Source organism: Mesorhizobium sp. P2_F7 (assembly GCF_056403695.1).
Window position 1 is genome coordinate 836,271 of the sequence record NZ_JBFUFA010000002.1, and the last position, 18,307, is coordinate 854,577.

An 18,307-nucleotide genomic window follows, 5' to 3' on the forward strand; every position below is an offset into this window, starting at 1 on the left:
AGGGCGTCGTTGACCATAACCTACTCAAGCAGCGGCCCGACAACCATCACGGTCTTCGGGCCGCTGTCTTTGTGATGGCGGTGACGAAACGGTTGAGGCTGTCCTCGACATAGGCGGCCACCTCGGTCGTTGGGTCGAAACTCCACCACAGCAACGAGCCCTGCCAATGCGACGCCATCAGCAGGCCGACGTCGCGCGGCATGTCTGGCGTTCCTGCGAAGCAGGAAGCAAGGGCCTCGCTCAGAAACGCCTTCCAAGCGGCGCCGCGTGCTCTCAGCACGGGATCGCGCAAATCCTCGCGCAGCACGAGCAGGCCCTCGGCGTAGGCTTCGATGCCGCCATAGCCCTGCGACAGTCCAACCAGAAGTTGGATGGCGCCGGTCGGGGTCTTGGCAACGGTCTCCGTCAGCTCCCTCGTCTTGGCGTCGAGGCCGTCCCAAGCGTGGAGCAAGGTGCGCTGCTTCAGTTGCGCCTTGTTGCCGAAACGCTGCACCAGTGTCGCGCCGGACAGGCCGCACGCCTTTGCCAGCCGTTCGAAAGTGAGCGCCTCGGGGCCATGCTCATGGATCAGGCGGTGTGCGACTTCCAGCACCTGCTCGTCGGATTGGGTTTTTGGTCGTGTCACCTTGACATCTCAGTATAACCGAATGATCATTTATATATGATGTGAGCGGTTGAGGCCAGCTCGATTGGTCCACAGATTCGTTGAGGAGCCTACCATGACGTTGCAAGGAAAAGTCGCTCTGGTCGCCGGCGCCACGCGTGGCGCCGGGCGGGGAATCGCGGTTGAGCTGGGCGCTGCCGGTGCCACCGTGTATGTCACCGGGCGCACCACACGCAGCCATCAATCCGAATACGCCCGGGCCGAAACCATCGAGGAGACGGCGGAGCTGGTCTCTTCGAATGGCGGCAAAGGTATTGCCGTGCAGGTCGATCACCTGGTAGCCGACGACGTGCGCAAGCTGGTCGAGCGCGTCCGGGCCGAACAGGGCCGGCTCGACATCCTCGTCAACGATATCTGGGGCGGCGAAAAACTGTTCGAATGGAACAAACCGGTCTGGGACCATAATCTTGAGAACGGCCTGCGCCTGCTGCGGCTCGGCATCGACACGCATCTGATCACCGCGCACCATGCGCTGCCGCTGATGATCGAGCGGCCGGGCGGGCTGCTGGTCGAAGTCACCGACGGCACCGCCGAGTACAATGCCGAGCACTACCGGCTGTCGCCCTTCTACGACCTCGCCAAGGTGGCGGTGAACCGCATGGCATGGGAACACGCCAAGGACCTCGCGGCGCATGGCGCCACCTCGGTGTCGCTGACACCCGGCTGGCTGCGTTCGGAAATGATGCTGGAGGCCTTTGGCGTCACCGAAGACAATTGGCGCGACGCCACCGCCAAGGTGCCGCATTTCGTCATTTCCGAGACGCCGCGCTTTGTCGGCCGCGCCGTTGCGGCAATTGCCGCCGATCCGGACCGTGCACGCTGGAACGGCCAGTCGCTGTCCAGCGGCGGGCTGGCGCAGGTCTACGGCTTTACCGATCTCGATGGCTCGCGCCCGGATGCCTGGCGCTACGTTCCGGAGGTGCAGGACGCCGGCAAGCCCGCCGATGCGACGGGCTACCGCTGATCGAGAGGGTCAGACCGCGCGGCCGTCGAAGTCGAAGATCGACAGGCTGGCAGGATCGATATCCGCAACGCAGTTGAGGTTGACGTAGGCGCTGCGTCCGCCGCCCTGACGGACGTCCTCGGCAAAGGGGTGGATGCCGCAGGTGCGGCAGAAGCGATGCGCCATTGCGTGATTGCCGAATGTGTAGGTGCCGAGATCGTCGCCCCACGCCAGCACCGTCAGGCTGTCGTGCGGGATGGCGCACAAAAGCGAGCCCTTGCGCGAACAGATCGAACAATTGCACCGCACGGCGCCGGTCAGCTCGGCCTTGAATTTGAAGGCTACCTTGCCGCAGTGGCAGCTGCCTTTGTACAGCATCAGTCTCTTCCTATCGCTGGCAGGTGCAAAGGCACGCTCGCCGGGTTATCCCTTCCGCAGGCCGAACCGGCGGCCTGAACTCTTTGTGCTTGCTTTAAAGACGTTGCATCCTGGCGGAGTCCGACATCGACATGCAATCAATCCGCGATCGTCTCGAAATCATCCTGTCACGTCTTGCCAATCGGGCAGCGGGCGAGAAGGTCTACACAAAGCTCTATATCGAGGCGGCGCGGGCCGCTGCCAATGCCAGCGATGCGCGCAAAAAGGCTGGCGTGACGCTCGGGCCGCTCGACGGCACCATTGTCTCTATCAAGGATCTGTTCGACGTCGCCGGCGAGCCGACCACAGCCGGTTCGCTGATGCTGAAGCGTGCAGCACCTCCCCTGTGGGACGCGGCCATCATCAGCCGGCTGCGGCAGGCCGGCGCGGTCATCATCGGCAAGACCAACATGACCGAATTCGCCTTCACCGCGATCGGCGACAACATGCATTACGGAACGCCCGGCAATGCGGCCGACGCCAGCCGCATACCTGGCGGCTCGTCCTCGGGCGCCGGCGTCTCCGTGGGCGAGGGCACGAGCGAGATCTCCATCGGTTCCGACACGGGCGGGTCAATCCGTATTCCGGCAGCGCTGAACGGCGTCGTCGGGTTCAAGCCGACGGCGCGGCGGGTGCCGTTGACCGGCGCTTATCCGCTGTCGGCGACGCTAGATTCGGTCGGGCCGCTGGCGCACAGCGTTGCCGAATGTGCCGTTGCCGACGCGATCATGGCAGGCGAGGAACCAGTGCCGCTCCGGCCGGTTTCGCTCGTCGGGCTTCGCGTCGGCGTCCCGCGCGGTTTGCTGTTAGAAGACACGGAGCCGGAGATCGCAGCAGGCTTCGAGGGATGCTTGCGCGCGCTGGAACAAAGCGGTGCGCGTGTCGTCGACATGCCGATCGACGATCTGATTGCCGAGATGCGGCAAGCAACCAAACGTGCCTCGATCGCGTCGATGGAAGGTGCGGAGGTTCATGCCGACTGGCTGTCCGTCGGAGCATCGGTGCCGGTGGACCCGCATGTCAGCGGGCCGCTTTCGCGAGCACTCGCCGTTCCTGCCTCGGTCTATATCAGAACCATCCGCCGCCGCGGTGAGCTCGCCGCTGCCATGGCCGAGCGCCTGGCGTCGATCGATGTGCTGGCCCTGCCGACCGTACCGATCGTCGCGCCCTCAATCGCCACCATGGCCAGCGACGAAGCGCTGCGCAACAAGGCCGAGGGACTGCTGTTGCGCAACACCCAGGTCGCCAACCAGTTCGACCTCTGCGCGATCTCGCTGCCGATGCCCGGCATGACGCCGCCGGCCGGGCTGATGCTGTTGGCGCGCAATGGCCAGGACCATCATTTGTTGCGTATCGCGGCCGAGGTCGAAAGGCTGCTCGGGTCGTAACCGGCCTCAGCGCGCCGCGCAGCGCTTGCGCTCGGCTTTCCTGGAAGCGCGTTCGATGTTGGTAGCGACCAGCATCGGTGGATCGTTGGGGTCACGATGCTGGATCGATCCTCGAACGACGAGCTTTCCCGCATGGAGTTTGTCGGAGAGGTCAGGTGCCGATCTGTCCAGTGGCGGCAATTCAGTGGCGTTGAGAGAAACGCCTTTGATGATCCTGCCGGTGGCCAGATCGAGCGCATTGCCCGACGGGCAGGGGGCCATCATGCAGACGATCCCATTGCTGCAATAGACGTAACTGCTGTCGGCCAGAGCGAGCGACGGCAATGCCGTGATCGAAGACGTGGTGATAGTGAGGAGGGTGAGGCGAAGACTGGACATGGTTCAACGTCGCGGAGAATTGGGGCGAAAGCGCGATGTCAGGGATCGGCCGGAAACCGCCTGCGGTAGTGCTCGACCACGTCGGGGTTGCGCAGGTTGACCGGGAGCCGGTTGGCCAGCACCAGCAAGGTTTCGCCGGCAGCACCCACACCCATCCGCATCATCGACTGTTCGGTAATGCCAGCCATATGCGGGGTGACGATGACATTGTCGAAACCGAAATAGGGGTGATTTGCCGGCAGCGGCTGCGTGGCAAAAACATCGAGCGCGGCGCCGCCAATGCGGTCCTTGCGCAACGCCTCGATCAGCGCCTCGTCGTCGATCACCGGCCCGCGCGAAATGTTGATCAAAAGCGCATCCGGCTTCATGCCGGCAATGCGTTCGCGGTTGATCAGGCCTCGCGTTTCCGGCGTCAGCGGGCAGCACAGAGCGATGATGTCGCTCTGTTCGACCAGCGCGTCGATCGACAGGAAGCCGATCCTGTCGGGCGCCGGCTGCATGCTGCGCGTCGTCGCCACGACATTGAGACCGAAGCCGTGCGCGGCGATGTGGCCGACCGCCTGGCCGATGGCGCCGAAGCCGATAATGCCGATCGTCTTGCCGGCAAGCTCGCTGGCATGGCTGGCGTGGTCGCGGCCGGCATTCCAGCCTTTGGCGCGCAAGTCGCGGTCGACGACGCGGAAGCGACGAAGCAGGGCAAGGGCTGCGAACATCACATATTCGGCGACCGAGCGCGCATTGACCGCCGGCACGTTGGCGACCAGCACGCCGGCTGCGGCTGCGGCCTCCATCGGCACCATGTCGAGGCCGGCGCCGTGGCGGACCGCGGCCCGAAGCTTCGTTGCGTTTTCGAACAGCGTCGGCGGCAGCGGCGCGCGCACGATGATGACGTCGGCGTTCCTCGCTTCGGCGGTCAGTGTCGCGGCGTCGAGCGCGGAGGCGACGACGAGTTCGCCGGCGCCCACCAGCATGGCGGAGGCCCGCGGATGCAGCGTGTGCGTGGACAGGATTCTGGGCATGGAGCTCTCGTTCTTAGTCGCAATTCCCAAGGGAAAGCGCTGCGCGCTTTTCCCGGGAAAACCGTTTCACACTTTTCCTGGAATTGCTCTAGGCCTTTTCGAGCGTGGCGTTTTTCTGCTCTGTGCCGCGGCCCTCGATGATCCCCTTCCAGTAGCTTTCCGCGCCTTGCAGATGGGCGCTCATCAGCGCCTGGGCGAGGTTGCCGTCGCGGCGCAGCAGCGCCTCGTAGATCTGGATGTGCTCGGCATGCGAGCGCACGCTACGCTCGGGGTCGTTGAAGTAGATCGGCAGGCGCAGCTCGCCCATCAGATAGTAGACGCTGCAGATGTTGTGGAAGACGCCGTTCTTGGTCGCGCGCACGATTTCGAGATGGAATTCGCGGTCCTCCTTGGCGAGGCCTTCGCCGGCGGCGATGCGCTCTTCGGACGCTTTCAGGATCTCACGCAGGCGTTCGAAATTCTCTTCCGTTGCGCGCGAGCAGGCGAGTTCGGCGGCCTTGATCTCGTGGATCTTGCGCAGTTCAACGGTCTCGTAGATCTGCACCGGGTCGAGCGGCAGGCCCGCGCGGGCGAAAAGGGCCAAAGCTTCCACACTGGCTTGCCTGGTGTCGACATAGATGCCGGATTTGGCGCGGCGCTCGACGATGCGCATGGCTTCGAGAATGGCCAGCGCCTCGCGGATCTGGCCGCGGCTGACGCTGAAATGCTCGGCCAGTTCGCGCTCCGAGGGCGTGCGGCCGGTCTCCTTGTCCGAATGGGAGAACAGATAGGCGGCGAGTTCGGCGAGAAGGTTCTTTTCTTTCATCGTCAACTGCGTTGCGCGTGCGCCTCCAGGAACCGCTCCGAAATGGTGAATCCCAGACCGGGCTTTTCAGGGATCGCTATCATACCGTCCTTTGCTTCGACAGTCTCTTCGATAAGATCATGGATCATCGGGTTGGCGCCGAGCGAATATTCGACGGTGAAGCTAGCCGGCGAAGCAGCGCAGACATGCAGTCCGGCAAAGAAGCAGGGCGCGCCGGCCCATAGATGCGGCGCGAAGCGCAGATTGAAGGCGCTGGCGATGGTTCCGATCTTCATCGCCTCGCTGATGCCGCCGCAAAAGGCCGGATCGGGCTGGAAGATGTCGGCTGATTTCAGCACGGCAAGATCGCGGAAGGCATAGCGCGTCGCTTCGCTTTCGCCAGTGGCGATCGGGATCGAGCCCGAAGCGCGCACCTCGGCCATGCCAGCCTTGTCGTCGGCGATGACCGGCTCCTCGAACCAGGCCAGGTCGAGATCGGCGGCGAGGTGGATGAAGCGCTTGGCCTCGGCCACCGTATAGGTGCCATGCGCGTCGACCATCAACTCGACATCGGGGCCGAGCGCCTGCCGGGCGGCACGGGCGCGGGCGGCAGAAATGTGCGGCGCGCCGTCCATGGCGCCGACGCGCATCTTCAGCGCCTTGAAGCCGCCCTTGGCGATGTAGGATTTGAGCTGCTCGCCTATGGCGTCGGCGGCGGCCCAGCCGCCGGAGGCGTAGGCCTGCATGCGGTCGAGCTTGCGGCCGCCGATCAGCCGCCACACCGGTTGTCCCAGCGATTTGCCGAGAATGTCCCACAATGCGATGTCGACGGCGCTGATCGCTGCAATGCTCATGCCGCGCCGTGCCAGCTGCGGCATGGCGTGGCCGGCATGCGCGGCTGTCTGGTGGCGCACGCCGTTGTAGAGCATCTCCCAGATGATGCCGATGTCGGCCGGGTCGCGGCCGATCAACTGCGGGCCGACCTCATGGTTCAGCATGTGGACCAGCGCGCCATAGCTACCGGCGCTGCCGGCGGCGTTCTTGCCTTCGCCCCAGCCGACCAGCCCGTCATCGGTCTCGATGCGCAGGATGGCGGCGTCGAAGGTCGTCACCTGGCCGAAGTCGCTGCGATGCTGCTTCGCGACTTCGATCGGTATGCGGACCCACCAGGCCTGGACGTTTCTGATGCGCATGGTCATCCCCGGCCCCGCCGCCGGCAGGCGGAAGGGCGCATTCCCAATCGGATCGGCTACTTGATCAGCGGCAGCAGCGTTTCGGCGGTGATGCGCATCTGGTCGGTGTAGAATTTCTCCGTCAGCACGCTGGAACCGTGGTCCTGGATGAACTTCAGCTGTTCGGGCGAGATGTCGACCGGGTGGCGCTCGACCATATCAGGATAGGGCGCGGCCGGCGTGCGATCGACAGGCGCGACGAACTCATTGGTCAGCGCACCGTCATAGCCGACTTCCTTCAGCGTCTGCACGATCCGCGGCCAGTCGATCTGGCCGAGGCCGGCGGCAAAGCGGTTGTTGTCGGCGACGTGGAAATCGAACAGGCGTTTGCCGACCTGGCGGATGGCATCATGGACGTTGAATTCTTCCATATGGAGGTGGTAGGCGTCGAGGCAGACGCCGCATTCGGGGCTGACCGCATCGGCCAGCGCCAACGCCTGGGCGCCGCGGTTGAACAGATAGGTCTCGAAGCGGTTGAGCGGCTCGACCGCGATTTTCACGCCGACCTTCTTGGCGTGGGTGAAGCACTCGCGGGTGGCGTCGACCACCCACTTCCATTCCTCTTCCTCGGTGCCGTCCGGCACAACCTTGCCGACGGTGGCGGGCACCAGCGTGATGATCTCGCCGTCGAGTTCGCTGATCATGGTCAGCACGTCCTTGACATACTGCACAGAGCGTTCGCGCTGGCCCTGGTCCCTGGCGGCGAGGTTGCGTTCGCCCAGCATCAGCGTCACCGCGCCCCAGCAGCGTATGCCGTGTTCCTTCAGCAGCGCGCGGGTCTCCTTGGTCTTGTATTGCTCGGGCTCACCGGAAATCTCGATCGACTCGTAGCCGAATTTCTTGATGCGCTTCAGCGTCACCTCCAACGGTTCCGCGCGCATCCAGTTGTGCGTCGAAAGATGCATGGTCTATCCTTCCCAGAATTCGTCTGTGCCAGTTCGCCTGCGATGCGCCTCACCGAAGCGCGTCTCATGATTCCTCCCCAAGGCGCTCCAGCATTTTTACGCAAACTGGTTCGACCAATTGGGCCTGAATGGAGGTCTACAGCAATTTTTGTCGCCCGGCAAGAACTGCCATTGTGCGATCGTGACCGCCATTTACTGTATTGATTATGCTTGCATATGTCCCCCATTTTGGGGTGCGCCGGCTGCTGCTCTTCCGCGTCAAATGGCTTGACCCATTTTCGGTATTTGGTAATACCAGAATGGCAAGTCGAGAATGCACATCACAAAAGACCAAAGAGGCTGGCCCTGCTTTCATCAGGCGCTATGCTTGGTCCTTGGAAAAATGGATTGGGAGGATGCCGATGCCGTCGACAATGAAGGGTCCGGGGCTGTTTCTGGCGCAGTTCGCGGGCGATGCCGCGCCGTTCAATTCGCTGGCTTCGATCACCAAATGGGCGGCCGGTCTCGGCTACAAGGGCGTGCAGATCCCGACCTGGGACGCACGCCTGTTCGATCTCAAGAAAGCGGCGTCTTCCAAGGCCTATTGCGACGAGGTGAAGGGCATCTGCGCTGACGCCGGCGTCGAGATCACCGAATTGTCGACGCATCTGCAGGGGCAGTTGGTGGCGGTGCACCCTGCCTATGACGCGCAGATGGATGGCTTCGCGCCGGCCTCGGTGCACAACAATCCGAAGGCACGGCAGAAATGGGCGGTCGAGCAGATGAAGTTCGGCGCCAAGGCATCGCGCAATCTTGGGCTGAATGCTTCGGTGTCGTTCACCGGCTCGCTGGCTTTCCCTTACCTCTATCCCTTCCCACAGCGGCCCGCCGGACTGATCGAGGAGGCCTTTGGCGAACTCGGCAAACGCTGGAAGCCGATCCTCGATGTCTATGAAGACAATGGCGTCGATGTCGGCTACGAAATTCACCCCTCTGAGGACGTGTTCGACGGCGCCACCTTCGAGATGTTCCTCGATGCGGTCGGCGGTCACAAACGCTGCAACATCAACTACGATCCGTCGCACTTCCTCTTGCAGCAGCTCGACTATCTCGAATTCATCGACATCTATCACGAGCGCATCAAGGCCTTCCACGTCAAGGACGCCGAGTTCAACCCGACCGGTCGGCAAGGCGTCTATTCCGGCTATCAGAGCTGGACCAACCGCGCCGGTCGCTTCCGCTCGCTCGGCGACGGGCAGGTGGATTTCGGCGGCATCTTCTCCAAGCTGACGCAGTACAACTATGATTCCTGGGCGGTGCTGGAATGGGAGTGCTGCCTGAAGCATCCGGAAGACGGCGCGGCCGAAGGGGCACCCTTCATCCAGCACCACATCATCCGCGTGACGGAAAGGGCATTCGATGATTTTGCCAGCGGCACCACGGACAAGAAGCTGCTGCGCGCGATGATGGGAATCTAGCACCGTTTCCCTCCCCCTCGAGGGGAGGGTGGCCCGAAGGGCCGGGTGGGGTCGGTTCGTGCCGAGCTCGACCCGGCGACCCCACCCGATCCGCTGCGCGGATCGACCTCTCCTCAAGGGGGAGGTGAACAACGAGGAGACGAAAAATGGTCGGCGCATCGAAGTCGGAAGCGGGAGGCGGCCCGATCCGCTATGGCATGGTTGGCGGCGGCCAGGGCGCCTTCATCGGCGCCGTGCATCGGATCGCGGCGCGCATGGACAATGACTTCGTGCTGGTGGCCGGCGCGCTGTCGGCCAATCCCGAACGCGCCAAGGCTTCCGCCGCCGAACTCGGTCTCGACCCGGCGCGCAGCTATGCCTCCTATGCCGAGATGGCCAAGGCCGAAGCCAAGCGCCCGGACGGCATCGAGGCGGTGGCGATCGTCACACCAAACAATGTGCACGTGCCGGCAGCCAAAGCGTTTCTCGAAGCCGGCATTCACGTCATCTGCGACAAGCCGTTGGCGACGACTTTGGCTGAGGCCAAGAAGCTTGCTGCCGTGGTCGAAAAGACCGGCAAGGTGTTCGTACTGACGCACAATTACACCGCTTATCCGATGATCCGCCAGGCGCGCGAGATGGTGGCCAAGGGCCAGCTTGGCGATATCCGCATCGTGCAATCCGAGTATCCGCAGGACTGGCTGACCGAAGACCTTGCCGCCACCGGCCAAAAGCAGGCGGCGTGGCGCTCCGATCCGAAGCAGGCAGGAGCGGGCGGCGCGCTCGGCGACATCGGCACCCATGCCTACAATCTCGCCCGCTTCGTCTCCGGGCTGGAGCTCGATTCCCTGTCGGCCGATCTCGACGCATTCGTGCCGGGGCGGCAGCTCGACGACAACGTCAACGCGCTGCTGCGCTTCAAGCCGGTCGGCAAGGCGCACGCCGCCAAGGGCATGATCTGGGCGAGCCAGGTGGCGCCCGGCCACGAGAATGGCTTAAAGCTGCGCATCTATGGTTCGAAGGGCGGGCTGGAGTGGGTGCAGGCCGACCCGAACTATCTCTGGTACACGCCGTTCGGCCAGCCCAAGCAGCTGTTGACCCGCAATGGCGCCGGCGCGTTGCCGGTCGCCGGACGCGTCAGCCGCGTGCCGTCGGGACATCCGGAAGGTTATCTCGAAGGCTTCGCCAACATTTATCAGGAGGCTGCCCGCGCCATCCGCGCGGCGCGCAGGAAAGGCGGCAAGCCGGGTAAGGACGTGGTGTTCCCGACGATCCAGGATGGCGTCGAAGGCATGGCCTTTATCGAGGCCTGCGTGAAGTCATCGAAGAAGAATGGGGCGTGGACGAAACTTTAGCACCCCGCCGGTCAACGAGGGCGAAGCGGCTGGATGACGGGGCATGGCGAAGCTGGCGAAGAGAGACCAGCGCGCCGTCAAAAGGGGAGGGAATGTCGATGAAAATCGGCATGTGCATGTTCTTGTGGACGACCAGCGTCTCGAAGAAGCACGAGGCGCTGCTCAGGGACATCAAGGCGACAGGTTTCGACGGCGTCGAGATCCCGGTCTTTGCCGGCGCACCTGACGACTACAAGAAGCTCGGCGAGTTGCTCGACCGCATCGGGCTGGAGCGCACCGCCGTCACGGCGATGGGCGACCCGGCGATGAATCTGATCGCGCCGGATGCCGCGACCCGCAAGGCCGGCATTGAGTATATGAAATGGGCGATCGACTGCAGCGTGGCATTGGGTGCCGACAGGCTGAGTGGCCCGCTGCATTCGACGCTCGGCGCCTTTTCCGGCAGCGGGCCGACGGCGGCCGAGAAGAAGCGCTCGGTCGCCTCGCAGCGCGCCATTGGCGATCATGCCGGTAAGCGGGGAGTCACGATCGGGTTGGAGGCGCTCAACCGTTTCGAGTGCTATCTGCTCAACACGATGGCTGATCTGTCCGAGCACGTCGACGCCATCGACCGGCCGCACATCAAGGCAATGTATGACACCTTCCATGCCAATATCGAGGAAGCCGACCCGATCGGCGCCTATACCAAGCACCGCCGGAATGTCGTCCACATCCATATTTCCGAAAATGATCGCGGCGTGCCGGGGCGCGGCAACATTCCGTGGAAGGAGACGTTTTCGGCGATCCGCAAGAGCGGCTACGACGACTGGCTGACCATCGAGGCGTTCGGGCGTTCGCTGAAGGATCTGGTGGCGGCGACCAAGGTGTGGCGGGATTTTTCGGAGACGCCGGAAGCGGTTTATCGCGACGGGTATAAGCATATCAAGGATGGGTGGAAGAGGGCGGCGTAAGCGCTCTGCGCCTGGTCTATTTTCTATTTGCGTTCGCGGCGGTTGCCAGGTGGTTCCCCCACTCCGTCTCGGCTTCGCCGAGCCACCTCTCCCCCCTCCGGAAGGAGAGGAAAGGGAGCATGGCGGCCGGGGAGAGGAGAAAGCCTCGGCCCAGGAGGACAGGCGCCTTCTAGGACAGCCGGGCGCCCTTCCTCTCCCCCGTCGATCGGGGGAGAGGTGTCGAGCGAAGCTCGACGGAGTGGGGGTCGATCCTTAGGCGCCGGCGAGACGATGCCCGCGCTTCTGCGTCACAAGGCTACCCCTGCTCAGCCTGGATCCTGTTGTAGTCGTGAATGGTCCGGCTGAGCCTGCGGCGCAGGAAGTTCGAGATGTTGTCGAAGACGAAGACGACGAACAGCGTCAACAGCACCATGTAGAAGACGTTGGCCCAGTTGGAGTTGGTGCGCATCGCTTCCCATAGTTTCAGGCCGATGCCGCCGGCGCCGACGGCGCCGATGATGGTAGCGCCGCGGGTGTTGGATTCCCACTGGTAGAGCGTCTGGCTGATGAACACCGGGATCACTTCCGGCATGACGCCGTAGCGTTGCACCAGCAACCCGTTGGCGCCTGTCGACTTGATGCCTTCGCGCGGCTTGTCGTCGATGTTTTCCAGGCTTTCCGAATAGGTTTTGCCGAGCGTGCCGATCTCGGTGAAGAAGATCGCAGCACTTCCGGCCAGCGGTCCCGGGCCGAAGGCGCGGGTGAAGAACAGCGCCCAGATCAGCATGTCGACCGAACGCATGAAATCGAAGAAGCGCTTGAGCACCTGGCTGAGCAGGCCGCTCGGCGTGATGTTGCGGGCGGCAAAGAAGGCCAGCGGAAAGGCGACGAAAGCACCGAGCAAGGTGCCGAGAAACGCCATGACGATGGTCTGCAGCAGCTTCGTCCAGACATCGCCGTGCTGCCACTGCGCATTGTTCCAGATGTTGTCGCCGGCCAGCGCGAGGTTCGAGGTGCCGGGCTTCAGTTCGGGTCCGGACCAGATCAGCGAGATCACTTCACCGGCCGATTTACCGAAGAAGGGCGAGCGCGTGTCGAACACGAAATTCGCCCAGCCGAGGAAGCGCTTGCGGACCTTCACGCGGTCGACGGTGACGCGTACCTCGCCGACAAAGCCCATCTTGGCGACGATCTCGTCGTCGTGCGCGGTGATCCAGTCGGGCAGCGGACCCGAAATCACCGGCTTGCCGCTGGTCAGCGCGACCGGCACAGTCTGGCCATTGGCGACGATCGTCGCCTTGGTCTTGTCGAAGGTGACGGACTTGGCCTGGCCGTCGATCAAGACGGTGAATGTGCCGTCCGCGTTTCTGACCACCCAGTCGGGATTGGGGTTGTCGCCAAGGGCGGAAAAGCGCGGGTATTTTGGCGTGATCTCGGGCTGGTCGAGGCGGAATTCAGGCTGCAGATCGTAGCTGATCCATTGCGACAGAAAGAGCGGCAGGCGCTCCCAGTGCGAATCCCGCATCACTTGCGGCAGATTGAAGAACCACAAGGCGTAGACGAGGTAGAACAGGATGCCGACGAACAGGAACAGCGGCGCGAAGCGCTTGTAGGCCGGCCGCCGGAACACGTGAGGATAGCGCTCCTCGATCGACGATATTTGCTCGGCGGTCATCGTGGTGGCCATGATCAGGCACTCATCAGGAAGGCTTGCTCACCGACCAGCTTGCGGCGCAGCCAGGCGGAGAACTGGTCGATGATGAAGATGGTCGTGAACAGCAGCAGCACCAGCGCCAGCGTCTTGGCGCCGAAGCCGCGTGAGATCGAGAGCTTCAGTTCCTCGCCGATGCCGCCGCCGCCGACGGCGCCGATAATGGTCGACGCCCGCACGTTGATCTCGACACGCAACAGCGTGTAGGACATGAAATTGGGCAGCACCTGCGGCAGGTCGGCAAAGCGCACCCGCTCGAACCAGTTGGCGCCGACGGCTTTCAGGCCTTCCTCGGCGCGCATGTCGATGTTCTCGTTGATCTCGTAGAACAGCTTGCCCAGCGCGCCGATCGAATGCAGGCCGATGGCGATGATGGCGGCGATCGGGCCGGTCGAGACGATGGCCGCGAACAGGCCGGCAATGACGATCTCGGGAAAGGCGCGCAGCAGTTCCATGAAGCGCTTGACGACCAGCCGCAACGCCGGATGCGGCGTTAAATTGCGCGCCGCAATGAAGGAAAATGGCACGGCGAAGATGAAGCCGATGAAGGTCGAGACCAGCGCAACGTTGACCGTGGTCAGCATCAGCTCGAAATATTCAGGGATGTAGAAGCCGCCCCATACGTAGACTCGGCCAAGCGGGAAGTTGAATTCCTGGGTGCCGGTGTCATGCGGCGAGGCGATGTCGAACAGCGCCCGCCAGACGTCGTTCCAGTCCTTGGGGATCAGCCAACTGAGGAAATCGAGGATGTGCGGCAGCCGGTCGAAGAAGTGGCCGGCATTGGCCTCGTCGGCGAACCACATGCTGGAAAGCATCGCGGCAAGCAGCAGCGCGACGCCGAGCACGGTATAGAGCCGGCGCAGCGATGTCTGGCGTCGCCAGGCATCGGCCGTCTGGTGAGGGGCGCCGGAGGGGGCTGTCACGGAAAGGGTCATGATCGGAGATGCAAAAAGGGCGGTGCTTTGAGCACCGCCCTTTTCGATTTCGCCGTTAGCCGCCGATGGCTGCCTTACGGGCTTCGACGATGACGCTGTAGAAGTCAGGCTTGACCGGGACGTAGCCGGTGAAATCGCCACCTTCGACGCCTTCGAAGCAGGCCTTGTCCTTCTTCGGCAGGTCGGTGAAGAACGCGGTCAGCTTGGCGGTCATGTCGTCACCGAGTGCGGTGCGCACGACCAGCGGGCCGTTCGGGATCAGGCCCGAGCGCCAGACTTCGACGAAGTCGTTGGGGTCGACGGCGCCCTTGGCGACTTCCTTGTGGAAGGTGCCGGAGGTGTAGCCGTTCTTGAAGTCGCCGATGCCCGAGGAATCGTCCACCGCGACGTCGACCTTGCCGTCGCGGACAGCAAGAACGTTGTTCTCATGGCCGCCGTTGAACTGGGTCGAGGCGAAGAACGTTTCGTTCGAGGCGCCGGTGTCCTTCGGGATCTGGGTCAGCGGGATCAGGTAGCCCGAAGTCGAATCCGGATCGGCGTAGCCGAGCTTCTTGCCCTTGGCCGACTTGATGTCGGTGATGCCCGAGGATTTCAGCGCCAGGCCGATCGAATAATAGCCGGTGGCGCCGTCGGTCTGCTGGGTGGTGAGGATCGGGGTGACCGCCTTCGGGTCCTTGATGTAGACGCTGGCGTAGCCGGAAGCGCCGAGTTCGGCGAAGTCGAGCGTGCCGCCGAGCAGGCCCTGGATGACACCGTCATAGTCGGCGGCCGGGAACAGCGAGACTTTTTCGAAGCCGAATTCGGTCTTCAGGTGGTCGGCCAGGCACTGGTAGTTGCGCAGGCGGTCGGTTTCGTTCTCGCCGCCGAGGATGCCGACGCGGAATTCCTTGAGGTCGGCCGCGTGGGCCATGCTGGTTGCCATGGCGAGCACCGAAACGGCGCTGAATACCATCTTCCTGAACATTGATGTCTCTCCTGTAAGTTCCGGCCCCGCGCCGGCAGCGTTCTTGATTTGAAGGATGCCCTTGACGCGGGCGGACGATCACAGTCGCTCAGTAGCCGGGAAATGCGGGCTCGAGTGGGCTGGCGGATGCGGCGATCTTTTGCTTGTAGGCGATGCTGGTCGAGGTGATGGCCTCGGAGATCTCGGCGCCGTTGGCGTCGGCGCCATAGACCAGGCGCACGGCCTCGCGGTTAAGCTCTTCCGGCGGACCGTCGAAAACGACCTTGCCGGCGGCCATGCCGATGATGCGGTTGCAATAGGCACGCGCGGTGTCCAGCGTGTGCAGATTGGTGACGACGGTGATGCCTTCGCGCAGATTGATGTCCTGCAACGAGTCCATCACCACCTTGGCGTTGAGTGGGTCGAGCGAAGCGATCGGCTCGTCGGCGAGCAGCACCTTCGGCTGTTGCATCATGGCGCGGGCAATGGCGACCCGTTGCTGCTGGCCGCCGGACAGCGTGCCAGCGGGTTGCAATGCGGTGCGGGCGATGTCGAGGCGTTCGAGGGCTGCGACCGCCTCGGCGCATTCGGCGCGGGTGAACATGCCGAGCAGGTTGGAGACGGTCGAACGGTGATTGAGCCGGCCGAGCAGCACATTGGTCAAGACGTCAAGGCGCGGCACAAGGTTGAACTGCTGGAAGATCATGGCGCAATCCCGCTGCCATCGCCGAAGCGGCGAGCCGCGCAGCCGGGAAACCTCGGCGCCGTCAAAAAAAATCGACCCCTGGCTGGGGTCGATGAGACGGTTGATCATGCGAAGGAGGGTGGATTTTCCGGCGCCCGAACGGCCGATAATGCCGACCATCTGGCCCTGCGGGATCGACAGGTCGATGGCGCTGACAGCGGTGTTCTTGCCAAATCGGCGGGACACGCCACGGATTTCGAGCGTTGCAGAGCTTGCTGACATGGCAGGTTCCAGTGCGGACCATATTGATCGTCAGGCACTCGCCTAGCGCAGCCACATGAACCTGCCGTGTCGCCTGCATGTCAGTTTTGTTACGCTCCACAGCTGCGCGTTATGACCGGCCCAGGATCAGCAGCTCTTCGAAATGGTTCATGTCGTTGAAGCTGCAGAAGGCGGGCGGCTTGATTTCGATCACCGGGGCCTGCCGTTCGAACAACGCAAGACTGTCATCGAACAGGTCCTGCCATGCGCCAGCCCTGTCGTCGGCAAGACGCTTGATCTGGTAGGTGAAGGTGATGTGGAAGGCGTAGCTGTCGTGATCGGGATGGCGGTAGCCGAACGGCACCGACAGCGCATCGCGCCACGCACTCATGACACGCCTGTCGTCCTCCGTCGCGCCGGCAACGGTGAGCCCGGTCGGCACGACCTCGATCACTTTTATGTTGAACGGGGCGAGGCCCTCGAAGCCTTTCAAGCGTTCCAGATAGAGGTTGGTCATGGCGTCGATGCTGGTTTCGAGCGGCACGTCCTGCGGCCAGTAGGGCAAGCGGCGACGGTATTCGATGATGCCCTGGAACAGCGTCATGTGCAGGCTGGAGATGGGCGTGAAGGCCAACCGGTCAGCATCCGGCATGGCGCGCATGCGCTCGCGTACCTCGATGACCGCTGCTTCCGATGGCGAGCCCTGGACAAGGTGGCTGACCACCGTGTTGCCGGGCTCGAGGAGGAAATTGCCCGATGTGTCGTATCGGGTACCGAGATGCACCGGAGGCTTCGGGTTGGTGCCTTCGAAAAAGCCGGCGAGCGAGGGTCTGATGGATTGAGGCATTGCGATCTCCTTTTGGGAGATGGCCTCGTGTCCGAGTCATGTGTCAAGGATGTGAATCGGGCCGGTCTTATGACGATGATGTGATGAGCTAGCCGCCGTATTTTTCCAGGAAAGCCTCAGCCTCAAGCTCGCGAAAATCGTCGAGTGCGGCGCGCAGTTTTGCGTGGTCCCAGTTCCACCAGGCGAGCGCCTGGTAGCGCTCCGCCGTGCGGCGGTCGAAACGCTCGCGGATCGGCTTTGCCGGCACACCACCGACGATGGTGTAGGGCGCGACGTCTTTGGACACCACCGCACCGGCGCCGACTGCGGCGCCGTCGCCGACGGTTACGCCGGGCAGGATGGTCGAGCCGTGACCGAGCCAGGTGTCGTGGCCGATGGTGACGCGTTTGGCGCGGCGCTGGGCGAAGAATTCGCTCTCATGCTCGGCGTCGTCCCAATAGTCGGAGGCGCGGTAGGTGAAGTGATGCAGCGTCGGCCGCCAGGTCGGGTGGTTGGTGGCGTTGATGCGCACGGCAGCTGCAATGTTGGAGAACTTGCCGATGGTCGCGCACCAGACGGCGCAGTCCTGCATCATGTAGGAATAGTCGCCGAGGATGCTCTCGGACACGCGGCTGCGGTCGGCGATCTCGGTCCAGCGGCCCAATGTCGAGTTTTCGACCTGTGCCGTTTCGTGCACCAGCGGCGCTTCCGACAGTTTCTTGCTCATGCGGCAATTTTTCCGGCGGCGAAAGAGGTCACGTCGATGATGCGATCGGCGACGGCGTCACGCACATCCAGGTCATGGAAGATGCCGAGCAAAGCGACGCCCGCCGCCTTTTTGGCGGCAATCAGCGCAACCACGACATCGCGGTTTTTGGCATCGAGCGAGGCGGTAGGCTCGTCGAGCAGCAGCACCGGGTGCTCGGTGATGAAACCGCGCGCGATGTTGACGCGCTGCTGTTCGCCGCCGGAGAAGGTTGCCGGCGGCAGCGCCCAGAGTTTCTCGGGCAGGTTGAGCTGCGCCAAAAGCGAGCGCGCCTTCGTCCGCGCGCTCTCGCGCTCCTCGCCGCGCTCGACCAGCGGCTCGGCCACGACGTCCAGCGCCGAGACGCGCGGCACGGTGCGCAGGAACTGGCTGACATAGCCGATCGTCTGGCGGCGCACGGCCAGCACCGTGCGCGGGCTGGCATTGGCGAGGTCGATCAGGCTACCTTCATGCTGGACGATGATCTGGCCTTCATCGACGGCGTAGTTGCCGTAGAGCATTTTCAGGATCGAGCTTTTGCCGGCGCCCGAAGGGCCGCCGAGCACAGCGCATTCGCCGCCTCTGATCGAGAACGAGACGCCGGCGACGACCGGCAGTTTGATGCCGTCGCGCAGATGCATGGTGAAGCTTTTGGCGACGTCGGAGACAACGAGTGGGGTAGGCATCAGAAGGTTCTCCAATCGTCGTTCGTTTGCGGGCCAGCACCCCCCTCTGCCTTGCCAGGCATCTC

The 18,307-nt window shown here is 63.4% G+C and carries 19 protein-coding genes; 5 read left to right on the plus strand and 14 right to left on the minus strand.

Annotation, left to right across the window (positions count from 1 at the left end; translation table 11 throughout):
- Positions 1-46 precede the first annotated feature (46 nt).
- Positions 47-625 (minus strand): TetR/AcrR family transcriptional regulator, encoded by a 579-nt coding sequence (locus AC1DZ8_RS09465; protein WP_477309340.1) that lies wholly within the window; start codon positions 623-625, stop codon positions 47-49.
- 94 nt (positions 626-719) lie between these two features.
- On the opposite strand from AC1DZ8_RS09465, the gene AC1DZ8_RS09470 reads away from it, so the two are divergent.
- Positions 720-1,628, plus strand: a complete 909-nt coding sequence (locus tag AC1DZ8_RS09470) for an SDR family oxidoreductase (RefSeq protein ID WP_477309339.1) — start codon at positions 720-722, stop codon at positions 1,626-1,628.
- A 9-nt stretch (positions 1,629-1,637) separates the two neighbouring features.
- On the opposite strand, the gene AC1DZ8_RS09475 is transcribed toward AC1DZ8_RS09470, so the two are convergent.
- Positions 1,638-1,985 (minus strand): GFA family protein, encoded by a 348-nt coding sequence (locus tag AC1DZ8_RS09475; RefSeq protein WP_477309338.1) that lies wholly within the window; start codon positions 1,983-1,985, stop codon positions 1,638-1,640.
- 131 nt (positions 1,986-2,116) lie between these two features.
- On the opposite strand from AC1DZ8_RS09475, the gene AC1DZ8_RS09480 reads away from it, so the two are divergent.
- The gene (locus AC1DZ8_RS09480) at positions 2,117-3,412 is read left to right on the plus strand and encodes an amidase (RefSeq protein WP_477309337.1); all 1,296 of its coding nucleotides are present in this window, start codon (positions 2,117-2,119) and stop codon (positions 3,410-3,412) included.
- A 6-nt stretch (positions 3,413-3,418) separates the two neighbouring features.
- Here the strand turns inward: AC1DZ8_RS09480 and AC1DZ8_RS09485 are convergent, their stop codons facing one another.
- From AC1DZ8_RS09485 to AC1DZ8_RS09505, 5 genes are all read right to left on the minus strand, one after another.
- Positions 3,419-3,790 carry a hypothetical protein gene (locus AC1DZ8_RS09485; protein ID WP_477309336.1) on the minus strand — a complete coding sequence of 124 codons (372 nt, stop codon included), beginning with the start codon at positions 3,788-3,790 and terminating at the stop codon, positions 3,419-3,421.
- Positions 3,791-3,828: 38 nt separating this feature from the next.
- The gene (locus AC1DZ8_RS09490; protein WP_477309335.1) at positions 3,829-4,809 is read right to left on the minus strand and encodes an NAD(P)-dependent oxidoreductase; all 981 of its coding nucleotides are present in this window, start codon (positions 4,807-4,809) and stop codon (positions 3,829-3,831) included.
- 88 nt (positions 4,810-4,897) lie between these two features.
- Entirely contained in the window at positions 4,898-5,614 is a 717-nt protein-coding gene (locus AC1DZ8_RS09495) for a FadR/GntR family transcriptional regulator (protein WP_477309366.1), read from the minus strand.
- A 2-nt stretch (positions 5,615-5,616) separates the two neighbouring features.
- Positions 5,617-6,786 carry a mandelate racemase/muconate lactonizing enzyme family protein gene (locus AC1DZ8_RS09500; protein ID WP_477400757.1) on the minus strand — a complete coding sequence of 390 codons (1,170 nt, stop codon included), beginning with the start codon at positions 6,784-6,786 and terminating at the stop codon, positions 5,617-5,619.
- Between the two features lie 56 nt (positions 6,787-6,842).
- Positions 6,843-7,730: a sugar phosphate isomerase/epimerase family protein gene (locus tag AC1DZ8_RS09505; RefSeq protein WP_477287538.1), complete on the minus strand. Its 888-nt coding sequence runs from the start codon at positions 7,728-7,730 to the stop codon at positions 6,843-6,845.
- Between the two features lie 401 nt (positions 7,731-8,131).
- Here AC1DZ8_RS09505 and AC1DZ8_RS09510 point away from each other — a divergent pair, with 401 nt between their 5' ends.
- The 3 genes from AC1DZ8_RS09510 (at position 8,132) to AC1DZ8_RS09520 (ending at position 11,471) form a co-directional block, all read left to right on the plus strand.
- Complete coding sequence (locus AC1DZ8_RS09510) at positions 8,132-9,187, plus strand: sugar phosphate isomerase/epimerase family protein (RefSeq protein WP_477309032.1); 1,056 nt, start codon at positions 8,132-8,134, stop codon at positions 9,185-9,187.
- Between the two features lie 146 nt (positions 9,188-9,333).
- Positions 9,334-10,521 carry a Gfo/Idh/MocA family protein gene (locus AC1DZ8_RS09515; RefSeq protein WP_477400759.1) on the plus strand — a complete coding sequence of 396 codons (1,188 nt, stop codon included), beginning with the start codon at positions 9,334-9,336 and terminating at the stop codon, positions 10,519-10,521.
- A gap of 98 nt (positions 10,522-10,619) precedes the next feature.
- Positions 10,620-11,471 carry a sugar phosphate isomerase/epimerase family protein gene (locus AC1DZ8_RS09520; protein WP_477309038.1) on the plus strand — a complete coding sequence of 284 codons (852 nt, stop codon included), beginning with the start codon at positions 10,620-10,622 and terminating at the stop codon, positions 11,469-11,471.
- Positions 11,472-11,766: 295 nt separating this feature from the next.
- On the opposite strand, the gene phnE (AC1DZ8_RS09525) is transcribed toward AC1DZ8_RS09520, so the two are convergent.
- The 7 genes from phnE (AC1DZ8_RS09525) to phnL form a co-directional block, all read right to left on the minus strand.
- Positions 11,767-13,137: a phosphonate ABC transporter, permease protein PhnE gene (gene phnE, locus AC1DZ8_RS09525; protein WP_477309795.1), complete on the minus strand. Its 1,371-nt coding sequence runs from the start codon at positions 13,135-13,137 to the stop codon at positions 11,767-11,769.
- A 2-nt stretch (positions 13,138-13,139) separates the two neighbouring features.
- The gene (gene phnE, locus AC1DZ8_RS09530; RefSeq protein WP_477309796.1) at positions 13,140-14,096 is read right to left on the minus strand and encodes a phosphonate ABC transporter, permease protein PhnE; all 957 of its coding nucleotides are present in this window, start codon (positions 14,094-14,096) and stop codon (positions 13,140-13,142) included.
- Between the two features lie 55 nt (positions 14,097-14,151).
- Positions 14,152-15,060, minus strand: a complete 909-nt coding sequence (gene phnD / locus AC1DZ8_RS09535) for a phosphonate ABC transporter substrate-binding protein (RefSeq protein ID WP_477309797.1) — start codon at positions 15,058-15,060, stop codon at positions 14,152-14,154.
- Between the two features lie 88 nt (positions 15,061-15,148).
- Positions 15,149-16,006 carry a phosphonate ABC transporter ATP-binding protein gene (gene phnC / locus AC1DZ8_RS09540; RefSeq protein WP_477400762.1) on the minus strand — a complete coding sequence of 286 codons (858 nt, stop codon included), beginning with the start codon at positions 16,004-16,006 and terminating at the stop codon, positions 15,149-15,151.
- A 109-nt stretch (positions 16,007-16,115) separates the two neighbouring features.
- Positions 16,116-16,832, minus strand: a complete 717-nt coding sequence (locus AC1DZ8_RS09545) for a DUF1868 domain-containing protein (protein ID WP_477309799.1) — start codon at positions 16,830-16,832, stop codon at positions 16,116-16,118.
- Positions 16,833-16,920: 88 nt separating this feature from the next.
- Positions 16,921-17,538, minus strand: a complete 618-nt coding sequence (locus AC1DZ8_RS09550; RefSeq protein WP_477309800.1) for a DapH/DapD/GlmU-related protein — start codon at positions 17,536-17,538, stop codon at positions 16,921-16,923.
- The gene (gene phnL / locus AC1DZ8_RS09555; RefSeq protein ID WP_477309801.1) at positions 17,535-18,242 is read right to left on the minus strand and encodes a phosphonate C-P lyase system protein PhnL; all 708 of its coding nucleotides are present in this window, start codon (positions 18,240-18,242) and stop codon (positions 17,535-17,537) included. Before phnL ends, AC1DZ8_RS09550 begins: the two co-directional genes overlap by 4 nt.
- Positions 18,243-18,307: the final 65 nt, after the last annotated feature.

Bases quoted from the DNA above. Each gene is read 5' to 3' on its own strand.
- AC1DZ8_RS09470 (WP_477309339.1), top strand. From the start codon at position 720: ATGACGTTGCAAGGAAAAGTCGCTCTGGTCGCCGGCGCCACGCGTGGC.
- AC1DZ8_RS09475 (WP_477309338.1), bottom strand. From the start codon at position 1,985: ATGCTGTACAAAGGCAGCTGCCACTGCGGCAAGGTAGCCTTCAAATTC.
- AC1DZ8_RS09480 (WP_477309337.1), top strand. From the start codon at position 2,117: ATGCAATCAATCCGCGATCGTCTCGAAATCATCCTGTCACGTCTTGCC.
- AC1DZ8_RS09485 (WP_477309336.1), bottom strand. From the start codon at position 3,790: ATGTCCAGTCTTCGCCTCACCCTCCTCACTATCACCACGTCTTCGATC.
- AC1DZ8_RS09490 (WP_477309335.1), bottom strand. From the start codon at position 4,809: ATGCCCAGAATCCTGTCCACGCACACGCTGCATCCGCGGGCCTCCGCC.
- AC1DZ8_RS09495 (WP_477309366.1), bottom strand. From the start codon at position 5,614: ATGAAAGAAAAGAACCTTCTCGCCGAACTCGCCGCCTATCTGTTCTCC.
- AC1DZ8_RS09500 (WP_477400757.1), bottom strand. From the start codon at position 6,786: ATGCGCATCAGAAACGTCCAGGCCTGGTGGGTCCGCATACCGATCGAA.
- AC1DZ8_RS09505 (WP_477287538.1), bottom strand. From the start codon at position 7,730: ATGCATCTTTCGACGCACAACTGGATGCGCGCGGAACCGTTGGAGGTG.
- AC1DZ8_RS09510 (WP_477309032.1), top strand. From the start codon at position 8,132: ATGCCGTCGACAATGAAGGGTCCGGGGCTGTTTCTGGCGCAGTTCGCG.
- AC1DZ8_RS09515 (WP_477400759.1), top strand. From the start codon at position 9,334: ATGGTCGGCGCATCGAAGTCGGAAGCGGGAGGCGGCCCGATCCGCTAT.
- AC1DZ8_RS09520 (WP_477309038.1), top strand. From the start codon at position 10,620: ATGAAAATCGGCATGTGCATGTTCTTGTGGACGACCAGCGTCTCGAAG.
- phnE (WP_477309795.1), bottom strand. From the start codon at position 13,137: ATGGCCACCACGATGACCGCCGAGCAAATATCGTCGATCGAGGAGCGC.
- phnE (WP_477309796.1), bottom strand. From the start codon at position 14,096: ATGACCCTTTCCGTGACAGCCCCCTCCGGCGCCCCTCACCAGACGGCC.
- phnD (WP_477309797.1), bottom strand. From the start codon at position 15,060: ATGTTCAGGAAGATGGTATTCAGCGCCGTTTCGGTGCTCGCCATGGCA.
- phnC (WP_477400762.1), bottom strand. From the start codon at position 16,006: ATGTCAGCAAGCTCTGCAACGCTCGAAATCCGTGGCGTGTCCCGCCGA.
- AC1DZ8_RS09545 (WP_477309799.1), bottom strand. From the start codon at position 16,832: ATGCCTCAATCCATCAGACCCTCGCTCGCCGGCTTTTTCGAAGGCACC.
- AC1DZ8_RS09550 (WP_477309800.1), bottom strand. From the start codon at position 17,538: ATGAGCAAGAAACTGTCGGAAGCGCCGCTGGTGCACGAAACGGCACAG.
- phnL (WP_477309801.1), bottom strand. From the start codon at position 18,242: ATGCCTACCCCACTCGTTGTCTCCGACGTCGCCAAAAGCTTCACCATG.